We start from the raw sequence: 18,855 nt of genomic DNA on the forward strand, positions 1-18,855 counted from the left end.
GGCTTGGATTTCCACTTGCCTTTGGGCACAAGGCACCCGGTTTTCCCCGATGACACCTGCGTCGCACACTCTTTTCGCGCAAAACTGGCGCCCCGGTCCTGCCGCCTTGCTATTGGGCGTAGTGGGTCTTGGCCTTGCGGTTGCGCTTTTTCTGATCGATCCTGCCCGGCTGATCGCTCAGGTCGAAGGCGACCGAGGTATCATTCCGGTTGCGGCGAGCCAGGATATCCAGATCGACGGTGTCGAAGTGAACGTCGCCGGCGATAGCGGTGAGGAAGCGCGGCTTAAAGGTTGGCAGGAGGCAGCGAAGCTGGCTTGGGTCAAGGCCGGCGGTCCAGCGATGGGCGAAGGCCAGATCCAGTCGATGGTCTCCTCGATAGTGATCGAACGCGAACAAATCGGCCCGCGCCGGTACGTCGCAACGCTGGGCGTGGTCTTCGACCGCGCGCGCGCCGGCCAGTTTCTCAGCTCGACGGGCAAACAGTCGCATTCCGCACCGATGATGATAATTCCGGTTCTTTATTCCGGCGGCGTCGCCCAAGTCTATGAAGTCAAAGGTCAATGGCAGGCGGCTTGGGCTCAGTTCCGTTCCGGACAAAGCCCGATCGATTATGTTCGTCCGTCGGGCCAAGGCGGCGAATCGCTATTGATCACGGCGGGTCAACCCGGGCGCCGCAGCCGTACCTGGTGGCGCAACGTGCTTGATCAGTTCGGCGCCTCGGACGTTCTCATCCCTGAAGCGCGTCTTGAGCGACAATGGCCCGGCGGCCCAGTACGCGCCACTTTCACGGGGCGATATGGACCAGACAACACCTGGCTTGGAAGCTTCGAATTGAGCGCCAACGATGAAGCCGGAGTGCCGCGCATGCTTGCCGAAGCGGTCATCCGCATGGATGCACTCTATGCCGATGCTTTGCAGAAGGGCCTGCTTAAGCCCGATACGACGCTGAATGTGCGCCCGCAAATCGATCCGGCTCTGGCAGCGCTGATAGCAGCAGGACAGGCTCAGGAAGCTGCGCCAAAAGCTGCCTCAAGCAATCCTGCTGCTGCCGCAAGCCCCACGCCCACCGCCACACCGACGGAAGAAGCAAAGGTCAATACATTCACCGTACAGTTTTCCTCACCGGATGCAGCCGCTGTGGACGCCGCACTGGGCGCGGTGCGTTCTGCTGCAGGGGTAAAGGGCGCGTCTACTACAAGCCTTGCGATGGGCGGTACTTCGTTGATGCGGGTCAGCTATGCCGGGGAACTGTCCACGTTGGCCGCAGCGCTGCGCGCGCGCGGGTACACCGTTACGGTGGGCACCAACGCTCTGTCGATCAGGCGCTGATGACGCAGATCGTGCTGCCCCTCGAGGTAGGGGATAATGCCCCGTCGCGAATCGTTGTTGGCAGTGCGAATGCTGCTGCGCTTGAGGCTATGGCGGCCGCGGCCAGCTGGCCCTTTCGCACCGCAGTGCTCCATGGCCCGCCACGTTCGGGCAAAAGCCTGATCGCCCGTTGGTTTGCGGGTGAACGGCTCGGCGAGGCCATCGACGAGGCTGACCGGATGGACGAAACCGAGCTGTTCCACAGTTGGAACCGCGCCCAGGAAAGCGGCAGACCCCTGCTTCTGATTAGCGGGCGAATGAAGGATAGTTGGGAAATCGGTCTGCCCGATCTGCGTTCACGCATTGGCGCTGCGCTGCATCTGACGATTGGCACACCCGACGATTCGATGCTGACCGAGCTACTGGCAATCCATGCGCAGCAGCGCGGACTGGCGTTGGGCCCCGATGCGGCTACTTATCTTGTCCCGCGGACCGAACGTTCCCATCAGGGTGTCGAGCGGCTGGTCGCCGCAATCGACCGGCTCAGCCTTGAGCGCAAGGCCGCGCCGACCTTGTCGGTCTGGCGCGATGCACTCGAAGAAATCATGGGTCCCAATGAGCCGCGCTTGCTTTGAAGCGCGGTTGGTGGGACACAGGGGGAACAATGCTGCAACGCCTGATCAGCTATCTCGACTCGATCGTCGCCCGTGATCCGAGCCCGCGCTCGCGCTGGGAAGTGCTGCTTTACCCCGGTGTCCTGGCTATGGGTTTGCACCGCCTGGCGCACTGGCTGTTCGAAGCAGATCTCTTTTTCGTGGCGCGTATGGTCAATTCGACCAGCCGCTTCCTGACTGCGATCGACATCCATCCGGGCGCCAACATTGGCCAGAACTTCTTCATCGATCACGGGTTTGTCGTGATCGGCGAAACTGCGGAAATCGGTGACAACGTGACGATGTATCAAGGATCGACTTTGGGCGGGACCAATCCCACCAACGGCGTGGGCGGAAAACGGCACCCGACTATCGGCAGCGATGTTATCGTCAGTCTGGGTGCCGCAATCCTTGGCCCGATTACCGTGGGAAAGGGTGCCCGAATCGGTGCGAACGCAGTAGTCACCAAGGATGTGCCTGAAGGCGCTACGATGGTCGGTATCCCGGCAAAGCAGACGTTGGTCGAGGTCAAGCCCGAGACAACGGCCTTTGTTCCCTATGGCACCCCTTGCACAGAACGATTCGATCCCGCCACTCAAAAGCTGGAATTGCTGCAGTGCGAGATTGAAACCATGCAAAAGCGCATCGCCCAGCTGCTTGAGGAACGCGATGCCAGCGCGGCCAAGCAACCTACGGCCCGCAAGCGTACGAACAAGAAGTCGGCTTGAGCGCGGTAGTCACCCCGTTCCCGCTGGCTGGTTCCCGGCCACTTCAGGTCGGGTTCGACCGCCCCGAACTTCTTCGCATTCTGGATCTTTACGGCCGCATGGTCGCCGCCGGAATGTGGCGTGACTATGCAATGGATTTTACGCGCGATGCCGCGTGCTTCGCTGCTTATCGCCGCACCGCAGAACGTCCCGAAGTGCGGATAGAAAAGCGCCCATCGATGCGCGGCAAGCAGGGGATGTGGTGCCTGATCGGCGAATCAGGGCAAGTGCTCAAACGCGGCCACGAACTGGCCGGTGTGCTGTTCCCGCTGGAGCGACGGTTGCTCAAAGTGGTGGAGCAATGAGGCAGCAGGCCCTCAGCGTTGTGTTTCGATGAATAAGCGTTTGCATCCGCCACGATAATACGGCCTATTCATCATGCTGGCAGCACGCATCACTTGCGCTGCCCAAAAAAATTGGGAGTTCTGAAAGGTCGAACCAGGGGCATGTGCGGGCCGCGTTCCCGCAGTGCGCCCAACAGGGGTGGTGCGACATGACGACTCGGCGGCGATTTCTTGCAAACCTTGGAATGATGGCTGGCAGCGGCCCGGTGCTTTGCGCGCTTCAGGCTCTGGGCATAGGCGGTTATGCGCACGCTCAGGAATGGCGGGGGCTACCTGTAGGTTTGGGGCAGGGCAAACATGTTGCCGTGCTGGGCGCGGGGATATCCGGTCTGGTCGCGGCACACGAACTGGAGCAGGCCGGTTTCACAGTAACAGTGCTCGAAGCTCGCGGGCGGGTCGGCGGCAGGGCTTGGGCCCTTCGCGATGGCACAAAAGTCGATATGGTCGGGGAAGCGCAACAGACGGTTGCATTCGATGCCGGAAACTACATCAACGCCGGCCCCGCTCGCATCCCTTCGATTCATCACGACTTTCTGGCCTATGCACGCAAGTTCGGTGTGCCGATGGAAGTGGAAGTCAATTCCAGTCGGTCGGCCTACCTGGTAGGTGCCGACGGCGATCGCGTCAGGATGCGTACAGCCATTAATGATACGCGTGGGCGCATCTCTGAACTGCTGGCCAAGGCGGTCAACCAAGGCGCGCTCGACCAGACTTTAAGCTCCGCTGACAAGGAACGCCTGATGCCGTTCCTAATAAAATACGGCGATCTGAACAAGGATGGACGGTTCCTTGGCAGCGAGAGGTCGGGCTTTATTGCGCCGCCCGGGGCGGTCAACGATATGATGCAGAAACCTGCTCCGCTCGAACTGAGCCGGCTGTTGGGTAACGAGCAGCTGGGCATGTCCTTGTTCGAAGATTTCCCCTACATGCAGGCAACCATGTTTGAACCGGTCGGCGGGATGGACCGAGTTCATATGGCCATAGCCAAAGCACTTAAGGTGCCGCCGGTTCTGGGGGCTGAAGTAGTCCGTCTGCGCCAAAGTCCGGATTCGGTTCGCCTGGCCTACAAATATGGGTCTGGCGGAGAGATGCGAAACCTGACTGCGGATTATGTGATATCGACAATTCCGTTTTCCGTTCTGCGGCAGATCGACACCGATTTTCCCAGGTCTACAAAGGCGCAGATCGCATCTGTTCCGTACGATGCGTCAAACAAAGTCGCTTTTGAAGCACCACGGTTTTGGGAACAGGATGACATCTATGGGGGGCTTAGTTTCGTCGGGCCGCCCACGGCTCTGATCTGGTACCCGTCGACTGGCTTGCACAGTAAACGCGGGGTCATTCTGGGTTGCTACAATTCGGGCAAGGTTGCGCAGGCGTTCCAGGCTTTGACCTTGGAAGATCAAATTGCGGCGTCGCGCGCAGCGATTGAGAAGGCGCACCCCGGCAATGGCAAGGCTCTTGAAAAGGCGGTTGTCGTCAATTGGTCCAAAATCCCGTTCTCGCTTGGCCCGTGGCCGGACTGGAACGAGAAGAAACCTGAACTGCCGCATGATGGGCATATTGACGATCCGGTGTTCCGGGCACTTCAGGTGCCAATTGGCCGCGTTTATCTGGCCGGGGCGCAGCTTAGCCAAACGCCTGGCTGGCAAGAAGGCGGAATTCATTCAGCCTGGGCGCAGATCGAAAAGCTTGCGCGGCGCGCTGGCATGTCACGTGCCACCGAACCGATGCAGCCAGTGGTTGGTAGCGCAGCACACCGGGCCACCGAATAACTAGTGGGAAGGAAGCCAATATGATGCATCGTTTCAAATTGATCATTGTGACCGGACTTGCAGGCCTGGCCTTTACCAGTGCGGCAATACCAGCACATGCCAAACCGAAGCCTCCGGCAGTTGAGCGCCATTCCGGATCTCCCACTGCAGCAATTCTGCAAAGTGCGTCGATTAGGCCAGGGGCGCAGCTTTTGTTCCTGAGCGGACAGCTGCCAAATCCTTTACCCGAATCCGCAGGCAAACCTCCGGCCGAATTGACCATGGCTGATTATGGCGACACCAAAACACAGACTGTAGCCACATTGGCAAAGATCAAAGGATTGCTGGCTGCGCAGGGATATACCATGGGCGATGTGTTCAAAATGACGGTGTTTGTAGCAGGCGATCCAAAATTGGGCGGCAAAATGGATTTTGCCGGCATGAACGAAGGGTTCCGCCAATTCTTCCTCACACCAGAAAACCCGGTCACCGTGACCCGGTCAACTGTTCAGGTCGCTGCGCTGGCCGGGCCGAACTTTCTGGTCGAGATTGAGGTCGCTGCGGCCAAATGATCGGAAAATGACACGGGCGCGGAAACACATTCCGCGCCCGTTCACACCAACGTGTCGAGCTGTGTCAGGCTCCCAAGCCGCCGATCTTGGTAAGGGCTGCCATAACGATCTGGCTCTGTTCGCCGCCCGACTGCGGCACGATCTCGCCAGTACGGTCGATGATTTGATCCCACGCGGCGGCAATTCCTTCGGGCGTGCGGTCGTCGGCGGGCAGCGCCACGCCCGGGGTCAGCGTAACATACGCCGCGTGATAGGCGCCGGCGCCTGCGCCGCAGATCATGTTGGTCGGCGCATCTTCGCTGACCAGGTAGAGCGCCATCGGTGCGACATTTTCAGGGCTGAGCGCGTTGAACAGCATGTCCGGCATGCCCAGGTCTTCTGTCATGCGTGTGCCGGCGACCGGGGCCAGCGTGTTGACCCGCACGTTGTATTTTGCGCCTTCCAGCGCCAGCGTCTTGGTGAAGCCAGCGAGGCCCAGCTTGGCCGCGCCATAATTGGCCTGGCCGAAATTGCCATAAAGCCCGGTGCTGCTGGCGGTCATCAGGATACGGCCATATGCCTGCTCGCGCATCGTGTCCCAAACCGCCTTGGTGCAATTAGCACTGCCGTTAAGGTGGACGTCGATGACGAGTTTCCAGTCAGTCATATCCATCTTGGCAAAGCTCTTGTCGCGCAGGATGCCGGCGTTGTTGATCAGGATGTGAACCCCGCCCCAGGTTTCTTTCGCCTTGGCAACCATTTCGACCATCTGCTCGTATTCGGTGACCGAGCCGCCATTGGACATAGCTTCACCGCCCGCGGACTTGATCTCTTCAACCACCTTCAGCGCGGCGTCGGAATGGCCTGTGCCATCGCGGGAACCGCCCAGGTCGTTGACGACCACCTTTGCGCCGCGCTTGGCAAGTTCGAGAGCATAGGCGCGGCCCAAGCCGCCGCCGGCTCCGGTAACGATCGCTACGCGATCCTTGTAGGAAATAGTCATGGGGTTGTCTCCGCTGATTGGCAGGATTCCCGAGGGGAAGCGGTGGCGTCACTGGCACGGCGCGAAGGCCGTGGCAATGGGCGGGCGTGCAGCGCAATATTCCCTAGCGTCAACTGCCAGCATCGTAGCGCCAAATCGTGGCTCAAAGACGCGAAAGGGCGGGAATCAGCGCGTCAAAATGGTCAATGACGGCGTCGGCACCCAGTTGGCGCGCGGGCAAATCATTGAAGCCAAAGCTGACCGCAATCGACGGCAATCCCGCTGCCTTGGCGGCGCCAGTATCGAACGTCGTGTCGCCGACGTAGGCGGCGCGCCCGCCGCCGCAGGCCGCGACCATGGCGTGAAGCGCATCGGGTGCCGGCTTGAGCGGGTGGATCCCGCCCCCGATGATCGCGGCGAAGCGCGGCGAAAGGCCTAGAGCGTCAAGCAGTTTTACGGCTAAACCGTGCGGCTTGTTGGTCACTACCGCGATTTTAAGGCCCGCAGCAGCCAGCGCATCCAGCATAACTTCTCCGCCCGGGAACAGCTTGGTTTGATCGGCGATATTTGCTTCATAATACGTCAGCAGAACTTGGCGCAGGGCATTAAAATCAATCCCAGATTCCCCGCCGGTCATCGACAGGCCGCGCCGAAGCATCAGCGCCGAACCGCCACCGATCAGTGTGCGTATGGCTTCATTTGGCACCGCATTGCGTCCGATCGTGCATAATGCGTGGTTCAGCGCAGCACCCAGATCGCGCGCGGTATCAAGCAAAGTGCCGTCTAGATCGAAGCCAACGGTGGTAAAGGGCAGGGCCATCAGTGGCACCACTCGCACAGCGGTTGTGGAATCGGCAAGCATTTGGTGGCAAGGGCCATCACCATGAGCGTTTCCGAAACTTCTTTGGCCGTCATTGTGCTTGCCGCGGGCAAGGGCACCCGCATGAAAAGCGATCTGCACAAGGTGCTTCATCCGATTGCAGGACGTGCGATGCTGCTTCACCTGATCGGCAGTCTGGAAACTGTCGGAGCAGAGCGGCAGGTCATAATCGCCGGAGATCGCCGCGAACAGATTGTAGCTGCGCTTGCCGGGTCCAGCGCTGAAGTAGTTGTCCAGGAGCCACAGCTCGGCACGGCGCACGCCGCGCTGATGGCCAAGGATGCCTTGGCCGACTTTGCCGGGCTGGTTCTGGTGTGTTTTGGTGATGTGCCGTTTCTTTCAGCGACGACCGTCAAAAGCTTGTGCCGCGCCCTTGATCATGCTGCTGTAGCCGTATTGGGATTTCGGCCGGTCGACAGCGCGGCATATGGCAGGATCATCTCCGATGCGGATGGCACCGTGCGCAAGATGGTCGAATACAAGGATGCTTCGGCTGGCGAACGCGCGGTCACACTCTGCAATTCCGGCGTAATCGTTGCCCGAAGCGATGACATGTGGCGCCTATTGGCCAAGGTTGATGACAACAACGCGGCGAAGGAGTTCTACCTTCCCGATGTCGCCACGCTAGCCATTGCCGAAGGCGCGCGCGTGGTTGCGATCGAGACCGAAGAGGCCGAAGTCATGGGTATCAACAGCCGCGCTGAACTGGCCGATGCCGAAGCCCGCTGGCAGCAACGCCGCCGCAAGGCTGCGATGGATGACGGGGCAACGCTGATCGCGCCCGAAACGGTATGGTTTGCTTGGGACACCGTTCTTGGCCGCGATGTACTAATTGAGCCTAACGTGTTTTTCGGCCCCGGCGTGACTGTGGCGGACGCGGTAACAATCCGTGCTAACAGCCACTTCGAAGGCGCGCGTCTGGCATCCGGCGTCGAAGTCGGCCCATTTGCTCGCCTGCGTCCGGGCACGGTGTTGGGCGAAAAGGTAAAGATTGGTAATTTTGTCGAGGTCAAGAAGGCAACCTTCGGCGTCGGCGCCAAGGCCAACCATCTGTCATATATCGGGGATGCTGAGGTGGGGGCAGGGGCCAACATCGGTGCAGGCACAATCACCTGCAACTATGACGGCTATTTCAAATACAAGACCGTGATCGGCGAACGGGCTTTTATCGGCAGCAATTCGGCCCTTGTCGCCCCGGTCAAGATCGGCCCCGACGCAATAGTCGCTGCCGGTAGTGCAGTAACGCGAGACGTTGCTGCAGGCGAACTGCGGCTCGTGCGGGGCGAACAGTTGGTCAAGCCAGGCTGGGCCGACCGCTTTCATGACGCAATGAAAAAGAAGAAGGCTGACAAGCCAAAATCTTGACGTGATATCATGATATGATATCGTAATATCATTATGACGCGTTTTCTTGTTGATATTCCGGAAGAAGATTTGGCCATGCTCGATGCCTTGGCCAAGGCTGAGGGCAAGTCGCGGGCAGCGATCTTGCGTAAAGCAGTCGCCAGCCACATTGCGGCTGAATCGCAGCAGGGGTTTGAAAAATATTTTGGCCTGTGGGAACGGCATGGCTCGACGATCGACGGGCTTGAATATGAGCGCAAGCTACGCGGAGAGTGGCCCGACGTCGCCGACCTTTCAACAACCAAGAAAAAGCATCGTGCGACGTGAGCGAACGGATTTTCGATACCAATGTCGTCATCGACATGCTGCACAACCGGCCTGCGGCATGGGCTGAGCTTCGCAACGCAACCCGCGCCTGGATCAGCCGAATGACGTGGATCGAGGTGATGTCCGGTGTGCCCAAAAGCGCGGCATCTGAAACGGAGGAATTCTTGAGGCTTTTTGCAATGAGCGAGATCGACGAAGAGATCGCTCGCCGCGCCGCATCATTGCGGCTCCAGCGCAAGACCTTGAAGTCGCACGATGCGATCATTCTAGCCTCAGCGCTGGTCACCGGTCGCATTCTGGTCACTCGCAACATCAAAGATTTTCCTGCGAACATGCCCGGAATTCGGGTTCCATATACAGTCAAAGCAGAGGCTTAGAACATGTGCGGCATAATCGGCATCGTCGGCAAGGGTCAGGTGGCAGACCGTCTGGTCGATGGCCTCAAGCGCATGGAATACCGCGGCTATGACAGCGCCGGGGTCTGCACGGTCGACAATGGCCAATTGATTCGCCGCCGTGCGCCGGGCAAACTGATGCACCTGGTTGCCGAACTGGCGCGCGATCCGGCACCGGGAACAACCGGGATCGCTCACACGCGCTGGGCCACCCACGGCGCACCAACTGCGGCAAATGCACACCCTCACGCGACCGCCAGCCTGGCATTGGTCCACAACGGGATCATAGAGAACTTTCGCCAGCTGAAGGATGCGTTGGCGGCTCGCGGACGCACGTTTGAAAGTGAAACCGATACCGAAGTGGTAGCGCATTTGCTGTCCGAACAGGTTGAGAACGGGCAGAGCCCTGAGCAAGCAGTAAAGGCTGTCCTGCCGCAATTGCGCGGGGCTTTCGCCTTGGCGATCGCGTTCAGGGATCATCCTGGCATGCTGATCGGGGCCAGGCTTGGATCGCCGCTGGTCCTCGGCTACGGCGACGGGGAAACGTACTTGGGTTCGGACGCGCTGGCATTGGCGCCGCTAACCCAACAAATCAGTTATCTTGATGAAGGTGACTGGGTGGTGATCACCCAGGAACGTGCGCAGATCTTCGATGCAGCCAACAATGCAGTGACGCGTGAAGTCACCACATCGGGCGCATCGGCGGCAGAGATCGAGAAGGGCAACTATCGCCACTTCATGCAAAAAGAGATTTTCGAGCAGCCCACTGTGGTGGCGCAGACCTTGCGCAGTTACATTCGCCAGGTCGACCAGTCGGTCGCACTTCCCCAATTCGACTTCGATCTGTCGAGCATCAACCGCGTCACCATAGTGGCTTGCGGGACCAGCTTCTATGCAGGCATGGTCGCCAAATACTGGTTCGAGCAGTTCGCACGGCTGCCCGCCGACATCGATTTTGCATCCGAGTTCCGGTACCGCGAACCGGTTATGGAGCCGGGCGGGCTGGCGCTGTTCATTTCGCAAAGTGGCGAAACCGCTGATACGCTGGCGGCACTCCGCCATTGCAAGGCGCAAGGGCAAACCATTGCGGTTGTAGTCAATGTACCCACCAGTTCGATGGCGCGCGAGGCCGATCTGTTACTGCCTACGCATGCAGGTCCGGAAATCGGAGTGGCATCGACCAAGGCTTTTACCTGCCAGCTTGCTGTCCTGGCGGCACTGGCTGCACATATGGCAGTCAAGCGCGGGCGGATGGACCGCGCCGAGGAGAATGAAGTCGTCAAACATCTTCTCGAAGCGCCCGCCAGCCTTAACGCCGCCTTGGCTCACGATGACGAAATTGCCGCGATGGCCCACCTGATCGCGCCAGCGCGTGATGTACTTTATCTTGGCCGCGGACAGGACTATCCGCTGGCTTTGGAAGGTGCATTGAAGCTTAAGGAAATCAGCTACATACACGCAGAAGGTTATGCATCAGGCGAAATGAAGCATGGACCTATTGCCCTCATCGATGAAGCCGTCCCGGTAATCGTGCTCGCCCCGTCAGGCCCGCTGTTCGAAAAGACCGTTTCAAATATGCAGGAAGTGCGTGCGAGGGGCGGCAAGGTTGTGCTCATTTCAGACCATGAGGGCATCGAGGAAGCCGGAGAGGGCTGCCTGGCCACGATCGAAATGCCAAAGGTCCATCCTCTCATCGCACCGCTTGTTTATGCTGTTCCGGTGCAGTTGCTCGCCTACCATGTGGCCTGCGTCAAAGGCACGGACGTCGACCAGCCGCGCAATCTGGCAAAATCCGTGACTGTGGAATAACAATCCGGGCTTTAACAAAGGGCAGTTTGTTCGCTTCCATTCGTCGCAACCGGTCGCGGGGTTTACGCGGCGATAACGATTGGTCGCCTATGCAGCACGGGTGAGCAATCGAACCGTTACCTCTTCACTGCCCAAAGTGCTGCCCGTCACCGCCGTTCTCGGATTGAGTGACCCGGCGGACGGCGACTGGACGCGCATGCGCGGACTTCAGTATTCCAGCCTGGCAAAGGTTACCATGCTGCGGATTGGCGCACACGTGCTGGCAGCAGTCGGGGTCTGCTGGATCTATTTTCCAACCGTGCACTTCGCCTTTTTGATAGCCTGGGCGGCCGCACTAAGCGCGTCACTGTGGTACAGCGCCAAGATCGATTCCGATCTTGTCGATGCAGACCGCCGCCGCATTGGCCGCGATGAAGTCCAGCGACAGACGATTTGCGCCATTGCCAATGCCTTGGTCTGGGTCGTGCCCATGGCCTTCTTTGCGCCGTATGGCGATGGCATGGCGAAGATGGAGTTGTGGGCAATTTGCGCCATGCTGATGACGGCATGCGCGGTCATGTTGCCGGCGGTGCCGCTGGCCAACCTGATGTTTACCGGGATCGTGGGCCTCGCTTCGCTGGCCAGTTTTGCCTATACGCTGACTTTCGAGATGATGATCGTCTCGACCGTATTCATCGCTGTCGTAGTGCGCGGTGCGATTGAGAACGCCCGGTCATTTCTGACTGCCCGTGTCGCCGAAGCGGGAATGGCTGAACGAAACGAAGTCGTATCACTCCTCCTTAAGGAGTTCGAAGAGGGCGAGGCAGACTGGCTGTGGCAAATTGACACGTCGCGCCGGGTCCGTTCTGCCAGTCCTCGCTTTGCCTTTGCCCTGGGCCTTGGTCCGGACGAGATTGACGGCAAATCGTTCATCCAGCTTATTGCCGGACCGTCTTGGGAAACCGGAATGTTTCCGTCCAGCCTGCATGATCTGGCGGAGAGGCTAAAACGCCGCGAAAGTTTCTCGAACCTGCTGGTGCGCGTGACAATCGGCGGGACACAGCGCTGGTGGGAGCTTTCGGGAACCCCCAAGCTCGATGATAACGGTAATTTTGACGGTTTTCGCGGGGTTGGCTCTGATGTGACGCATGAACGCGAAAGTTCAGAGAAGATCGCGCACATGGCGCGGTATGATACGCTTTCAGGTCTGCCCAACCGCATGATGATTACCGAGGCCCTTGGTGAGGCCATGCGCTATGCCGAACAGTGGCGCACCCGCTGTGCCTTCCTGATGATCGACCTCGACCGGTTTAAGGCGGTCAACGATACGCTGGGCCATCTGGTCGGCGATCAATTGCTGGCAAAGGTGTCCGAACGTCTGCGTTCGATCTGCAGTGACAACGAATTGTGCGGCCGTTTGGGCGGGGATGAGTTTGCAATTGTCGTGCGAGATGCTTCCGACCATACCCGGGTCGCACGTGTTGCTGCCGGAATAATTGAAGTCCTTTCGCGGCCATACGAAGTCGACCACCACACGCTGTACATCGGCGCCAGCGTCGGATCTGCTACCGGCCCCCGCGACGGCACAACTGTTGAAACGCTGATGCGCAACGCCGACCTTGCGCTTTACCGGGCCAAGGAAGAGGGCGGCGGGCAGCATTTCAAGTACGAGCCGGAACTGCATGCATTGGCAGAAGAGCGCCGCAAACTTGAGTTTTCGCTGCGCCGCGCGCTGGAACGTAACGAATTCCTGCTCAACTATCAGCCCGTTGTCGATGCGCATGATGAGAATATCGTAAGTTTCGAAGCCTTGCTGCGCTGGAACAGCGAAGAGCATGGCCTGGTCAGTCCGGCCAAATTCATCCCGCTGGCCGAAGATACTCGGCTGATCGTACCTATCGGGGAATGGGTCCTGCGCGAGGCATGCCGCGAGGCGGCGCGCTGGCCGATCCATGTCAAAGTTGCGGTAAACGTTTCGGGCGAACAGCTGCTGGACACCCAATTCATCCCCAGCATCGTCAATGCTCTGGCAATAAGCGGCCTGCCCGCCCAGCGGCTGGAAATCGAAGTGACCGAAAGCATCTTTGTGCGTGACGCGGTAACGGCGCGGGCGGCACTTGAACAGATCATGGCGCTGGGCTGCGGGATTGCGCTTGACGATTTTGGCACCGGCTATTCCTCGCTCGCCTACATTCGCAACTTGCGCTTCTCGACTATCAAGGTCGACCGCAGCTTCGTCCAGGGCGCGGCCACAGGCAGCCCGGAAAGCCTTGCGATCATCAGAGCGGTGGTCGCGATGGCAGAAAGCCTCGACATGTCGACCACGGCCGAAGGCGTGGAAACCGAAGCAGAACTAGGCGTCATCCGCCAGCTTGGCTGCCGCAAGATACAGGGCTACTACTACGGACGACCGATGCCCGCGCTAGAAGCGCGCGCGCTTTTCGCTACGCCAACCTTGCAGCGTGCCAGCGCCTGAAGTTCAGGCAGAGACCAGGGCCTTGACGGCGCTTTCAAACAAAGCGCGACCGTCAGTACCTCCTAGCTCGCGCTCTATCATTCGTTCGGGATGCGGCATCATCCCCAAGACGTTGCCGGCTGCATTCAGCACCCCGGCAATATTGCGAGCCGATCCATTGACCACTTCGGCGTAACGGAACGCCACCCGGCCTTCGCCTTCAATCCGGTCAAGGGTTGCATCATCGGCAAAGAAGTTTCCGTCATGATGCGCGACCGGAATGACGATTTCCTGGCCTGCGTCGTAGCCGGCGGTGAAAAGGCTTTGGCTGTTTTCAACGGTAAGTTTCACCTCGCGGCAGACGAAGTTCATGCCGGCGTTGCGCAGCAGCGCACCGGGCAACAAACCGCTTTCGGTCAGGATCTGAAAGCCGTTGCAAACACCCAGTACGGGCACCCCCCTGTTCGCCGCAGCGATCACAGCTTGCATGATCGGGCTGCGCGCAGCCATCGCGCCCGAACGCAGGTAATCGCCATAAGAAAAGCCGCCAGGCAGGGCAATGAAATCCAGTCCGACCGGCAGATCCGCTTCGCCGTGCCATACCCTGTGCGGGGTCGTTCCCGAAACCTTTGCCAGCGCGTCAGCCATATCCCGATCGCAATTGGAGCCGGGAAAGGTAATAACAGCGCTACGGAAGGTCACGCCGCCAGCCTTTCGATGCGGTAGTTTTCGATCACCATGTTGGCGAGCAACTTGCTGGCCATTTCCTCCAGCTGGGCGTCGGATACGCTCGGCTCAACCTCAAGCTCGATCATCTTGCCGGCGCGCACGTCCGTTACGCCATCAATGCCCAGGCCTTCGATCGCATGATGGATCGCGCGGCCCTGGGGATCGAGCACGCCGTTCTTCAGGCTTACAAAGACGCGGACCTTCATGGACTGACCTTTCGGAGGAGCAGGCGTTTGTGACTCGCTCGCGCCTATGCCTTCAGTCGTCTGCCGGAGCAAGGGCAGGGCGACTGAAGTGAATCAGCTGTCCTGCGAATCCATGACGTAACCCATTGATCGCACCGTGCGAAGCGGGTCGGCCGCGCCATGCTGTATCAGAGCGCGGCGAAGGCGTCCGACCCATACATCGACCGTACGTTCGTCCAGCGCCTCTCCGTCCTTGCCCAGCCGGTCAATCAGCGCTGAGCGTGAAAAGACCTGGTCAGGGTATTCCATGAAGTGGGTAAGCAGTCGAAACTCGTTGGGCCGCAAGGGCACTAGGGTGCCGTTCACGCGTGCTTGGTGGGCCGATACGTCAACCGCAATCAAACCGTTGACGTAACGTTGCCGAAGCGGCTGCACCGTACCCACCTTATAGTCGATCCGCTCGATGATCTGGTCTGCACTCAGTGTGCCGACAATGTAATCGTCAGCTCCGGCCTGCAGCGCCCGGCGGCGGGCATCGGAATCGGGATCATCCAGCACCATGGTCAAGTGCGAACGCCGGGTTTGTTCTGCATCACGCAGCCGCCGGCACATCTCGATGCCGGAAATAGTCGGGCAGACCCAATCGACAAATCCCCATACTGCGCCGCCTATGGGGCCGTCCGGTATACTCTCGCCGAGCGGGATTACCTGCCATTCCGGCCTCATTTCGCACAGACTGTGGACGAGAACCAGTGACGGGGCAGTTATCAGGATAGTGGTCATATCTGTCATCGCTGCACCGCAGTATTGTCGCAATTTCACCGGTTGTGCCGAGCCAACGTGACGGTTTGATGATAAATATGTGACAGAGTCAGTTTTGCGCTGAAAGCGTGCACAAAGTTCCGCGGCTGTCATTCTAAAGTCTCGGGAGCGTCACATAATTTGCGTTCCCGGAGATCGGTCTGTCCGCTAGACTTTGTCTATGGGATGGGACAAGCTTCATGTGCTCCGCTTTTGGTTTGCCATTGCAACGATGCTGTGGGCCATACCTGCCAGTGCCGAAAAGCTTACTTTTGATCATCGCAAACATGCAGAACTGAAGGCGGTTCTGGACAGCGGCGATCCAAACATGATTGACTTCAACAACAAGAACCCCCGTTACGTCGTCGATCTAATCGCGGTCAAAGGCAAGTCTGCCAAGGACTGGACAGAAGCTCTGGAGATTGTCGCCCGAACACCGAACGCAAAAGTTCGCAATGCGAAAGATTGGGCTGCAGAATTGGGCCGCGGAGCCATCGCAAGATGCAAGCCTGCAATCACTACGCTGGCTGAGGATGACACCTCGATCACCTTTGAGCTGGTCGCGCCATCCTGTCCGTCCGCACGGGCTGAAACAACGATAACTAGAATCGTGCAAGGCAAGCGTTCACTGTTCCTGCTAAGCGCGCTGATCAAGGGCGTGCTCGATCAAACAACGCGGCAACAGTGGCTTGCGCTGTTAAGCTCAGCCCACCTCGAATAGCGACAGTACGCGCTGATTGATCAGCTGACACCGCTGTGTCGCAGCGTTGTCACCAAGCCTACCCGGAAGCGACACATACCACACCTAGAGGCGGCTTTGAGGCCGCTGGGGGACGATTCGCGTCGACCCTGGATTGGCGTCGGACAAAACAGACCAATTCTTCAGGGAAACCCCGATGACCCGCAATTCCTTCCGTTATGAAGCTTCGTTTGCCGTGCTTTCGGCGGTGCTTGCCTTCGGCCACGCCAACGTGGCGAGTGCTGCCGCCAACCTTACTATCACTGACAGCAGTGTGACTGTTGCCGGGGCCGAAGGATCGGATGAGCCGGACCAGGCGGCAGCGCAAATTGGCAGCAAGCCGCAGGCTTCCGAACCAGGTCTGACCGAAATTGTCGTCACCGCGACCAAGCGGGAAACCAACCTCCAGCGCACCCCGATCTCGATATCGGTAATGGGCGCCGAGACGATCCGCGAACGCAAGGTGCAAAGCCTTCTTGATCTGTCAGACGGCGGCGTTCCCTCGCTCCGCGTCGCGACGTTCGAAGCGCGCCAGTCAGCCTTGACCATCGGTATCCGCGGCATCGTTCCGCTTGATGCCAACCAGCCCGCCCGCGAACAAGGTGTCGGAGTTTATATTGACGGCGTTTACCTGGGCCGCCAGCACGGCCTAAACACTGCACTGTTCGATATCGAGCGGATCGAAGTTCTGAAAGGGCCGCAAGGCACGCTGTTTGGTCGCAACACCGAAGGTGGTGCGTTGTCGATGGTCAGCAAGACCCCCAGCGGTAACTTCAATGGCCGCATCGAAGGCGGGATTGGCAATCTGGGTGCCTACAATCTGGGCGGTCACCTCGATCTGCCCGAAGTTGCCGGATTCTCGGTCAAACTCGATGGGGTGCTGTCGCACCAGGATGCCGTCACCAATAACCCGTTGGCCGATCAGGCTGGATGGGGGTCATTCCACCGGATCGGGGGCCGCGCTGCTCTGCGTTGGAAACCGACCGACACGATTACCAACGATTTTTCCTATGACGTGGCACATGATGAGAACACACCGTATTACAGCCAGCTGCTGAACTACAACCCCAATGCCTGCCTCAGCGGAGGCACCAATGCCGCTCCTCGCCCGATCCCTTCGGGCAGCACCTGTGTGACACCGGGGACGGCATTTACCGGTACCTCTGGTACGATCCGCAGCGTGCTCCCCGGCGTGATCGTCAACGGCGACACGTTGATGCGCACAGCCGACATCGGCGTGCCGCAGCAAAACAGCGTCGATAAGACCCACGGCTTTACCAACATTCTCAAGTGGAGAGTATCGCCCGAGATCGAGCTGCGCTCAATCACCGCATGGCGCGGGGTCGATGTCGAACAGTACGACAATTCAGGCGGCGCGCACCGCGTGCCAGCGGTCAACCTGACTGCATCATGCACTGCTGCTGCGCCTTGCGCATTCAGCCGCTACAGCCTTGCCGACCTGCGCCAGCGCCAGTTCAGCCAGGAGTTGCAGGCTGTTGGGACGGTCGGTTCGGTCGATTACGTCGCCGGGCTTTATTATTTCAACGAGCACGTCAGTGACGATGCTGCAACGCCTAACTCGATGGGCGCGATTGCCACGATCAATGGCGGACTGGTGACCGGCGCTACCTACACCCCGATCGCGTTTTGCACCGGAGCAGTGAACCCGTCCCTTGGCGCAGCCGTACAAGGCTGCTCGATCGACCGGGCTTCAGAAGTCCGTTCAAAGAGCTACGCTGCATACGGCCAGTTGACCTGGAATGCGACCGACGCGCTGCACATCACGGTTGGTGGCCGTTACACTGAAGACCGCAAGAAGGGAGTCCTGCACTTCTCGCGCAACATCAATTATGATGTAAACACCGCTGCCGCAACAGCCAACGGTTACGTTCCGCTTGACAAGAAGTGGACACGCTTCAACCCGACCGCCACCGTCGCTTATGATTTCAGCGACAGTATCCACGGCTATGCCAAATATGCCACCGGTTATCGCGCCGGCGGCGCAAGTTCGCGCACTTCCGATTACCGGGCTTTTGATCCTGAAGACGTGAAGAGCTACGAATTGGGCCTAAAGGCCGATTTCTGGGAGCGGCGCGCGCGGATCAACATAGCTGCCTATATGATGGACCGCAAGAACAGCCAGGTTGATCTCAGCACTATCCAGCCCACTGCCACCGGCAACTTCAATAACCTTGTAACCTTCAACGCGCCAGGGATTACCAAGATCCGGGGGGTCGAGGCCGATCTTACCATCAAACCGGTCGACGGGCTGACCATGGGCCTGTCCTATGCATATACCTACACCGATATTCCACCAGTTCCGGTGACCTATCGTGAGTTCACGTCCGGCGGGGTGCCGACTGCGAACTTCACCACCATTCCGCAGAATTTCTACGTCGTTTTCACCCCGCGCAACGCGGCCAGCGGTTCGATCGACTACGAATTGCCGGTAAGCGGGGATACGCGCGTAAAATTTCATCTTGACGCCAACTACGCGCAGGCAACCCAGGCATTTGACCAGTTTGCTACCAAGGCGGATCCGTCGTTCATTGTTAACGGCCGCATCTCGGTTCTCGACATCGGGCTCGATGGCAGCAATGCGCGCCTGACACTGAGTGTATGGGGCCGAAACCTGATGGATGAGCAGCACGTCTATCGGCGCGATCCGTCAAACAGCGTGCCCGCCGTGCAAACAACGGCTGCTGCCGGCGTGCCCAACATTCTGCTGGTCGGCAACGTTGGCGGAATCATGGGCGACTACGGCAACTTTAACATGCCGCGCACCTTCGGTGTCGATGCAGCGCTGAGGTTTTGACGAAAGTCGGAATATGTTCCTCCCTCTGAGACGGCCT

At 59.1% G+C, this 18,855-nt stretch carries 18 protein-coding genes; 13 read left to right on the plus strand and 5 right to left on the minus strand.

Features of this window, described 5'->3' with window-relative positions:
• The first annotated feature begins 49 nt into the window (after positions 1–49).
• The 6 genes from Q0L62_RS03440 to Q0L62_RS03465 all read left to right on the plus strand — a co-directional run bounded on the left by Q0L62_RS03440 (position 50) and on the right by Q0L62_RS03465 (position 5,399).
• Entirely contained in the window at positions 50–1,330 is a 1,281-nt protein-coding gene (locus Q0L62_RS03440) for a heavy-metal-associated domain-containing protein (RefSeq protein WP_296676437.1), read from the plus strand.
• Complete coding sequence (locus Q0L62_RS03445; protein WP_296676440.1) at positions 1,330–1,944, plus strand: DnaA/Hda family protein; 615 nt, start codon at positions 1,330–1,332, stop codon at positions 1,942–1,944. Before Q0L62_RS03440 ends, Q0L62_RS03445 begins: the two co-directional genes overlap by 1 nt.
• A 29-nt stretch (positions 1,945–1,973) precedes the next feature.
• Positions 1,974–2,690 (plus strand): serine O-acetyltransferase EpsC, encoded by a 717-nt coding sequence (gene epsC, locus Q0L62_RS03450; RefSeq protein WP_296676442.1) that lies wholly within the window; start codon positions 1,974–1,976, stop codon positions 2,688–2,690.
• A complete protein-coding gene (locus Q0L62_RS03455) occupies positions 2,687–3,034 on the plus strand; it encodes a DUF2794 domain-containing protein (RefSeq protein ID WP_296676445.1) in 348 nt (115 codons plus the stop codon). Before epsC ends, Q0L62_RS03455 begins: the two co-directional genes overlap by 4 nt.
• Positions 3,035–3,222: 188 nt before the next feature.
• Positions 3,223–4,848, plus strand: a complete 1,626-nt coding sequence (locus Q0L62_RS03460; RefSeq protein ID WP_296676446.1) for an FAD-dependent oxidoreductase — start codon at positions 3,223–3,225, stop codon at positions 4,846–4,848.
• 20 nt (positions 4,849–4,868) lie between these two features.
• Positions 4,869–5,399: a RidA family protein gene (locus tag Q0L62_RS03465; RefSeq protein ID WP_296676449.1), complete on the plus strand. Its 531-nt coding sequence runs from the start codon at positions 4,869–4,871 to the stop codon at positions 5,397–5,399.
• 64 nt (positions 5,400–5,463) lie between these two features.
• Here the strand turns inward: Q0L62_RS03465 and Q0L62_RS03470 are convergent, their stop codons facing one another.
• Together Q0L62_RS03470 and Q0L62_RS03475 are read right to left on the minus strand one after the other, a co-directional pair.
• Positions 5,464–6,381: an SDR family oxidoreductase gene (locus tag Q0L62_RS03470; RefSeq protein WP_296676451.1), complete on the minus strand. Its 918-nt coding sequence runs from the start codon at positions 6,379–6,381 to the stop codon at positions 5,464–5,466.
• A 142-nt stretch (positions 6,382–6,523) separates the two neighbouring features.
• Positions 6,524–7,183 (minus strand): HAD-IA family hydrolase, encoded by a 660-nt coding sequence (locus Q0L62_RS03475; RefSeq protein WP_296676686.1) that lies wholly within the window; start codon positions 7,181–7,183, stop codon positions 6,524–6,526.
• Positions 7,184–7,243: 60 nt separating this feature from the next.
• Here Q0L62_RS03475 and glmU point away from each other — a divergent pair, with 60 nt between their 5' ends.
• From glmU to Q0L62_RS03500, 5 genes are all read left to right on the plus strand, one after another.
• A complete protein-coding gene (glmU, locus tag Q0L62_RS03480; protein WP_296676454.1) occupies positions 7,244–8,605 on the plus strand; it encodes a bifunctional UDP-N-acetylglucosamine diphosphorylase/glucosamine-1-phosphate N-acetyltransferase GlmU in 1,362 nt (453 codons plus the stop codon).
• A gap of 33 nt (positions 8,606–8,638) precedes the next feature.
• The gene (locus tag Q0L62_RS03485) at positions 8,639–8,911 is read left to right on the plus strand and encodes a ribbon-helix-helix protein, CopG family (protein ID WP_296676457.1); all 273 of its coding nucleotides are present in this window, start codon (positions 8,639–8,641) and stop codon (positions 8,909–8,911) included.
• On the plus strand, positions 8,857–9,288 hold the full coding sequence (locus Q0L62_RS03490) for a type II toxin-antitoxin system VapC family toxin (RefSeq protein ID WP_367183249.1): 432 nt from the start codon (positions 8,857–8,859) through the stop codon (positions 9,286–9,288). Before Q0L62_RS03485 ends, Q0L62_RS03490 begins: the two co-directional genes overlap by 55 nt.
• Positions 9,289–9,291: 3 nt before the next feature.
• Positions 9,292–11,115, plus strand: a complete 1,824-nt coding sequence (gene glmS, locus Q0L62_RS03495) for a glutamine--fructose-6-phosphate transaminase (isomerizing) (RefSeq protein WP_296676460.1) — start codon at positions 9,292–9,294, stop codon at positions 11,113–11,115.
• 196 nt (positions 11,116–11,311) lie between these two features.
• Positions 11,312–13,570, plus strand: a complete 2,259-nt coding sequence (locus Q0L62_RS03500) for an EAL domain-containing protein (RefSeq protein WP_296676691.1) — start codon at positions 11,312–11,314, stop codon at positions 13,568–13,570.
• A gap of 3 nt (positions 13,571–13,573) precedes the next feature.
• Here the strand turns inward: Q0L62_RS03500 and purQ are convergent, their stop codons facing one another.
• The 3 genes from purQ to Q0L62_RS03515 form a co-directional block, all read right to left on the minus strand.
• Positions 13,574–14,251, minus strand: coding sequence for a phosphoribosylformylglycinamidine synthase subunit PurQ (gene purQ / locus Q0L62_RS03505; RefSeq protein WP_296676463.1), 678 nt, complete (start codon positions 14,249–14,251; stop codon positions 13,574–13,576).
• Positions 14,248–14,484 carry a phosphoribosylformylglycinamidine synthase subunit PurS gene (gene purS, locus Q0L62_RS03510; RefSeq protein WP_296676466.1) on the minus strand — a complete coding sequence of 79 codons (237 nt, stop codon included), beginning with the start codon at positions 14,482–14,484 and terminating at the stop codon, positions 14,248–14,250. Before purS ends, purQ begins: the two co-directional genes overlap by 4 nt.
• 93 nt (positions 14,485–14,577) lie before the next feature.
• Complete coding sequence (locus Q0L62_RS03515; RefSeq protein WP_296676468.1) at positions 14,578–15,255, minus strand: response regulator transcription factor; 678 nt, start codon at positions 15,253–15,255, stop codon at positions 14,578–14,580.
• 241 nt (positions 15,256–15,496) lie between these two features.
• Between Q0L62_RS03515 and Q0L62_RS03520 the strand changes: the two genes are divergently transcribed.
• Both Q0L62_RS03520 and Q0L62_RS03525 read left to right on the plus strand, forming a co-directional pair.
• On the plus strand, positions 15,497–15,985 hold the full coding sequence (locus tag Q0L62_RS03520; RefSeq protein ID WP_296676471.1) for a hypothetical protein: 489 nt from the start codon (positions 15,497–15,499) through the stop codon (positions 15,983–15,985).
• Between the two features lie 175 nt (positions 15,986–16,160).
• Positions 16,161–18,818: a TonB-dependent receptor gene (locus Q0L62_RS03525; RefSeq protein ID WP_296676476.1), complete on the plus strand. Its 2,658-nt coding sequence runs from the start codon at positions 16,161–16,163 to the stop codon at positions 18,816–18,818.
• Positions 18,819–18,855: the final 37 nt, after the last annotated feature.

The sequence above is a fragment of the Novosphingobium sp. genome (assembly GCF_024642085.1).
Taxonomy (GTDB): domain Bacteria; phylum Pseudomonadota; class Alphaproteobacteria; order Sphingomonadales; family Sphingomonadaceae; genus Novosphingobium.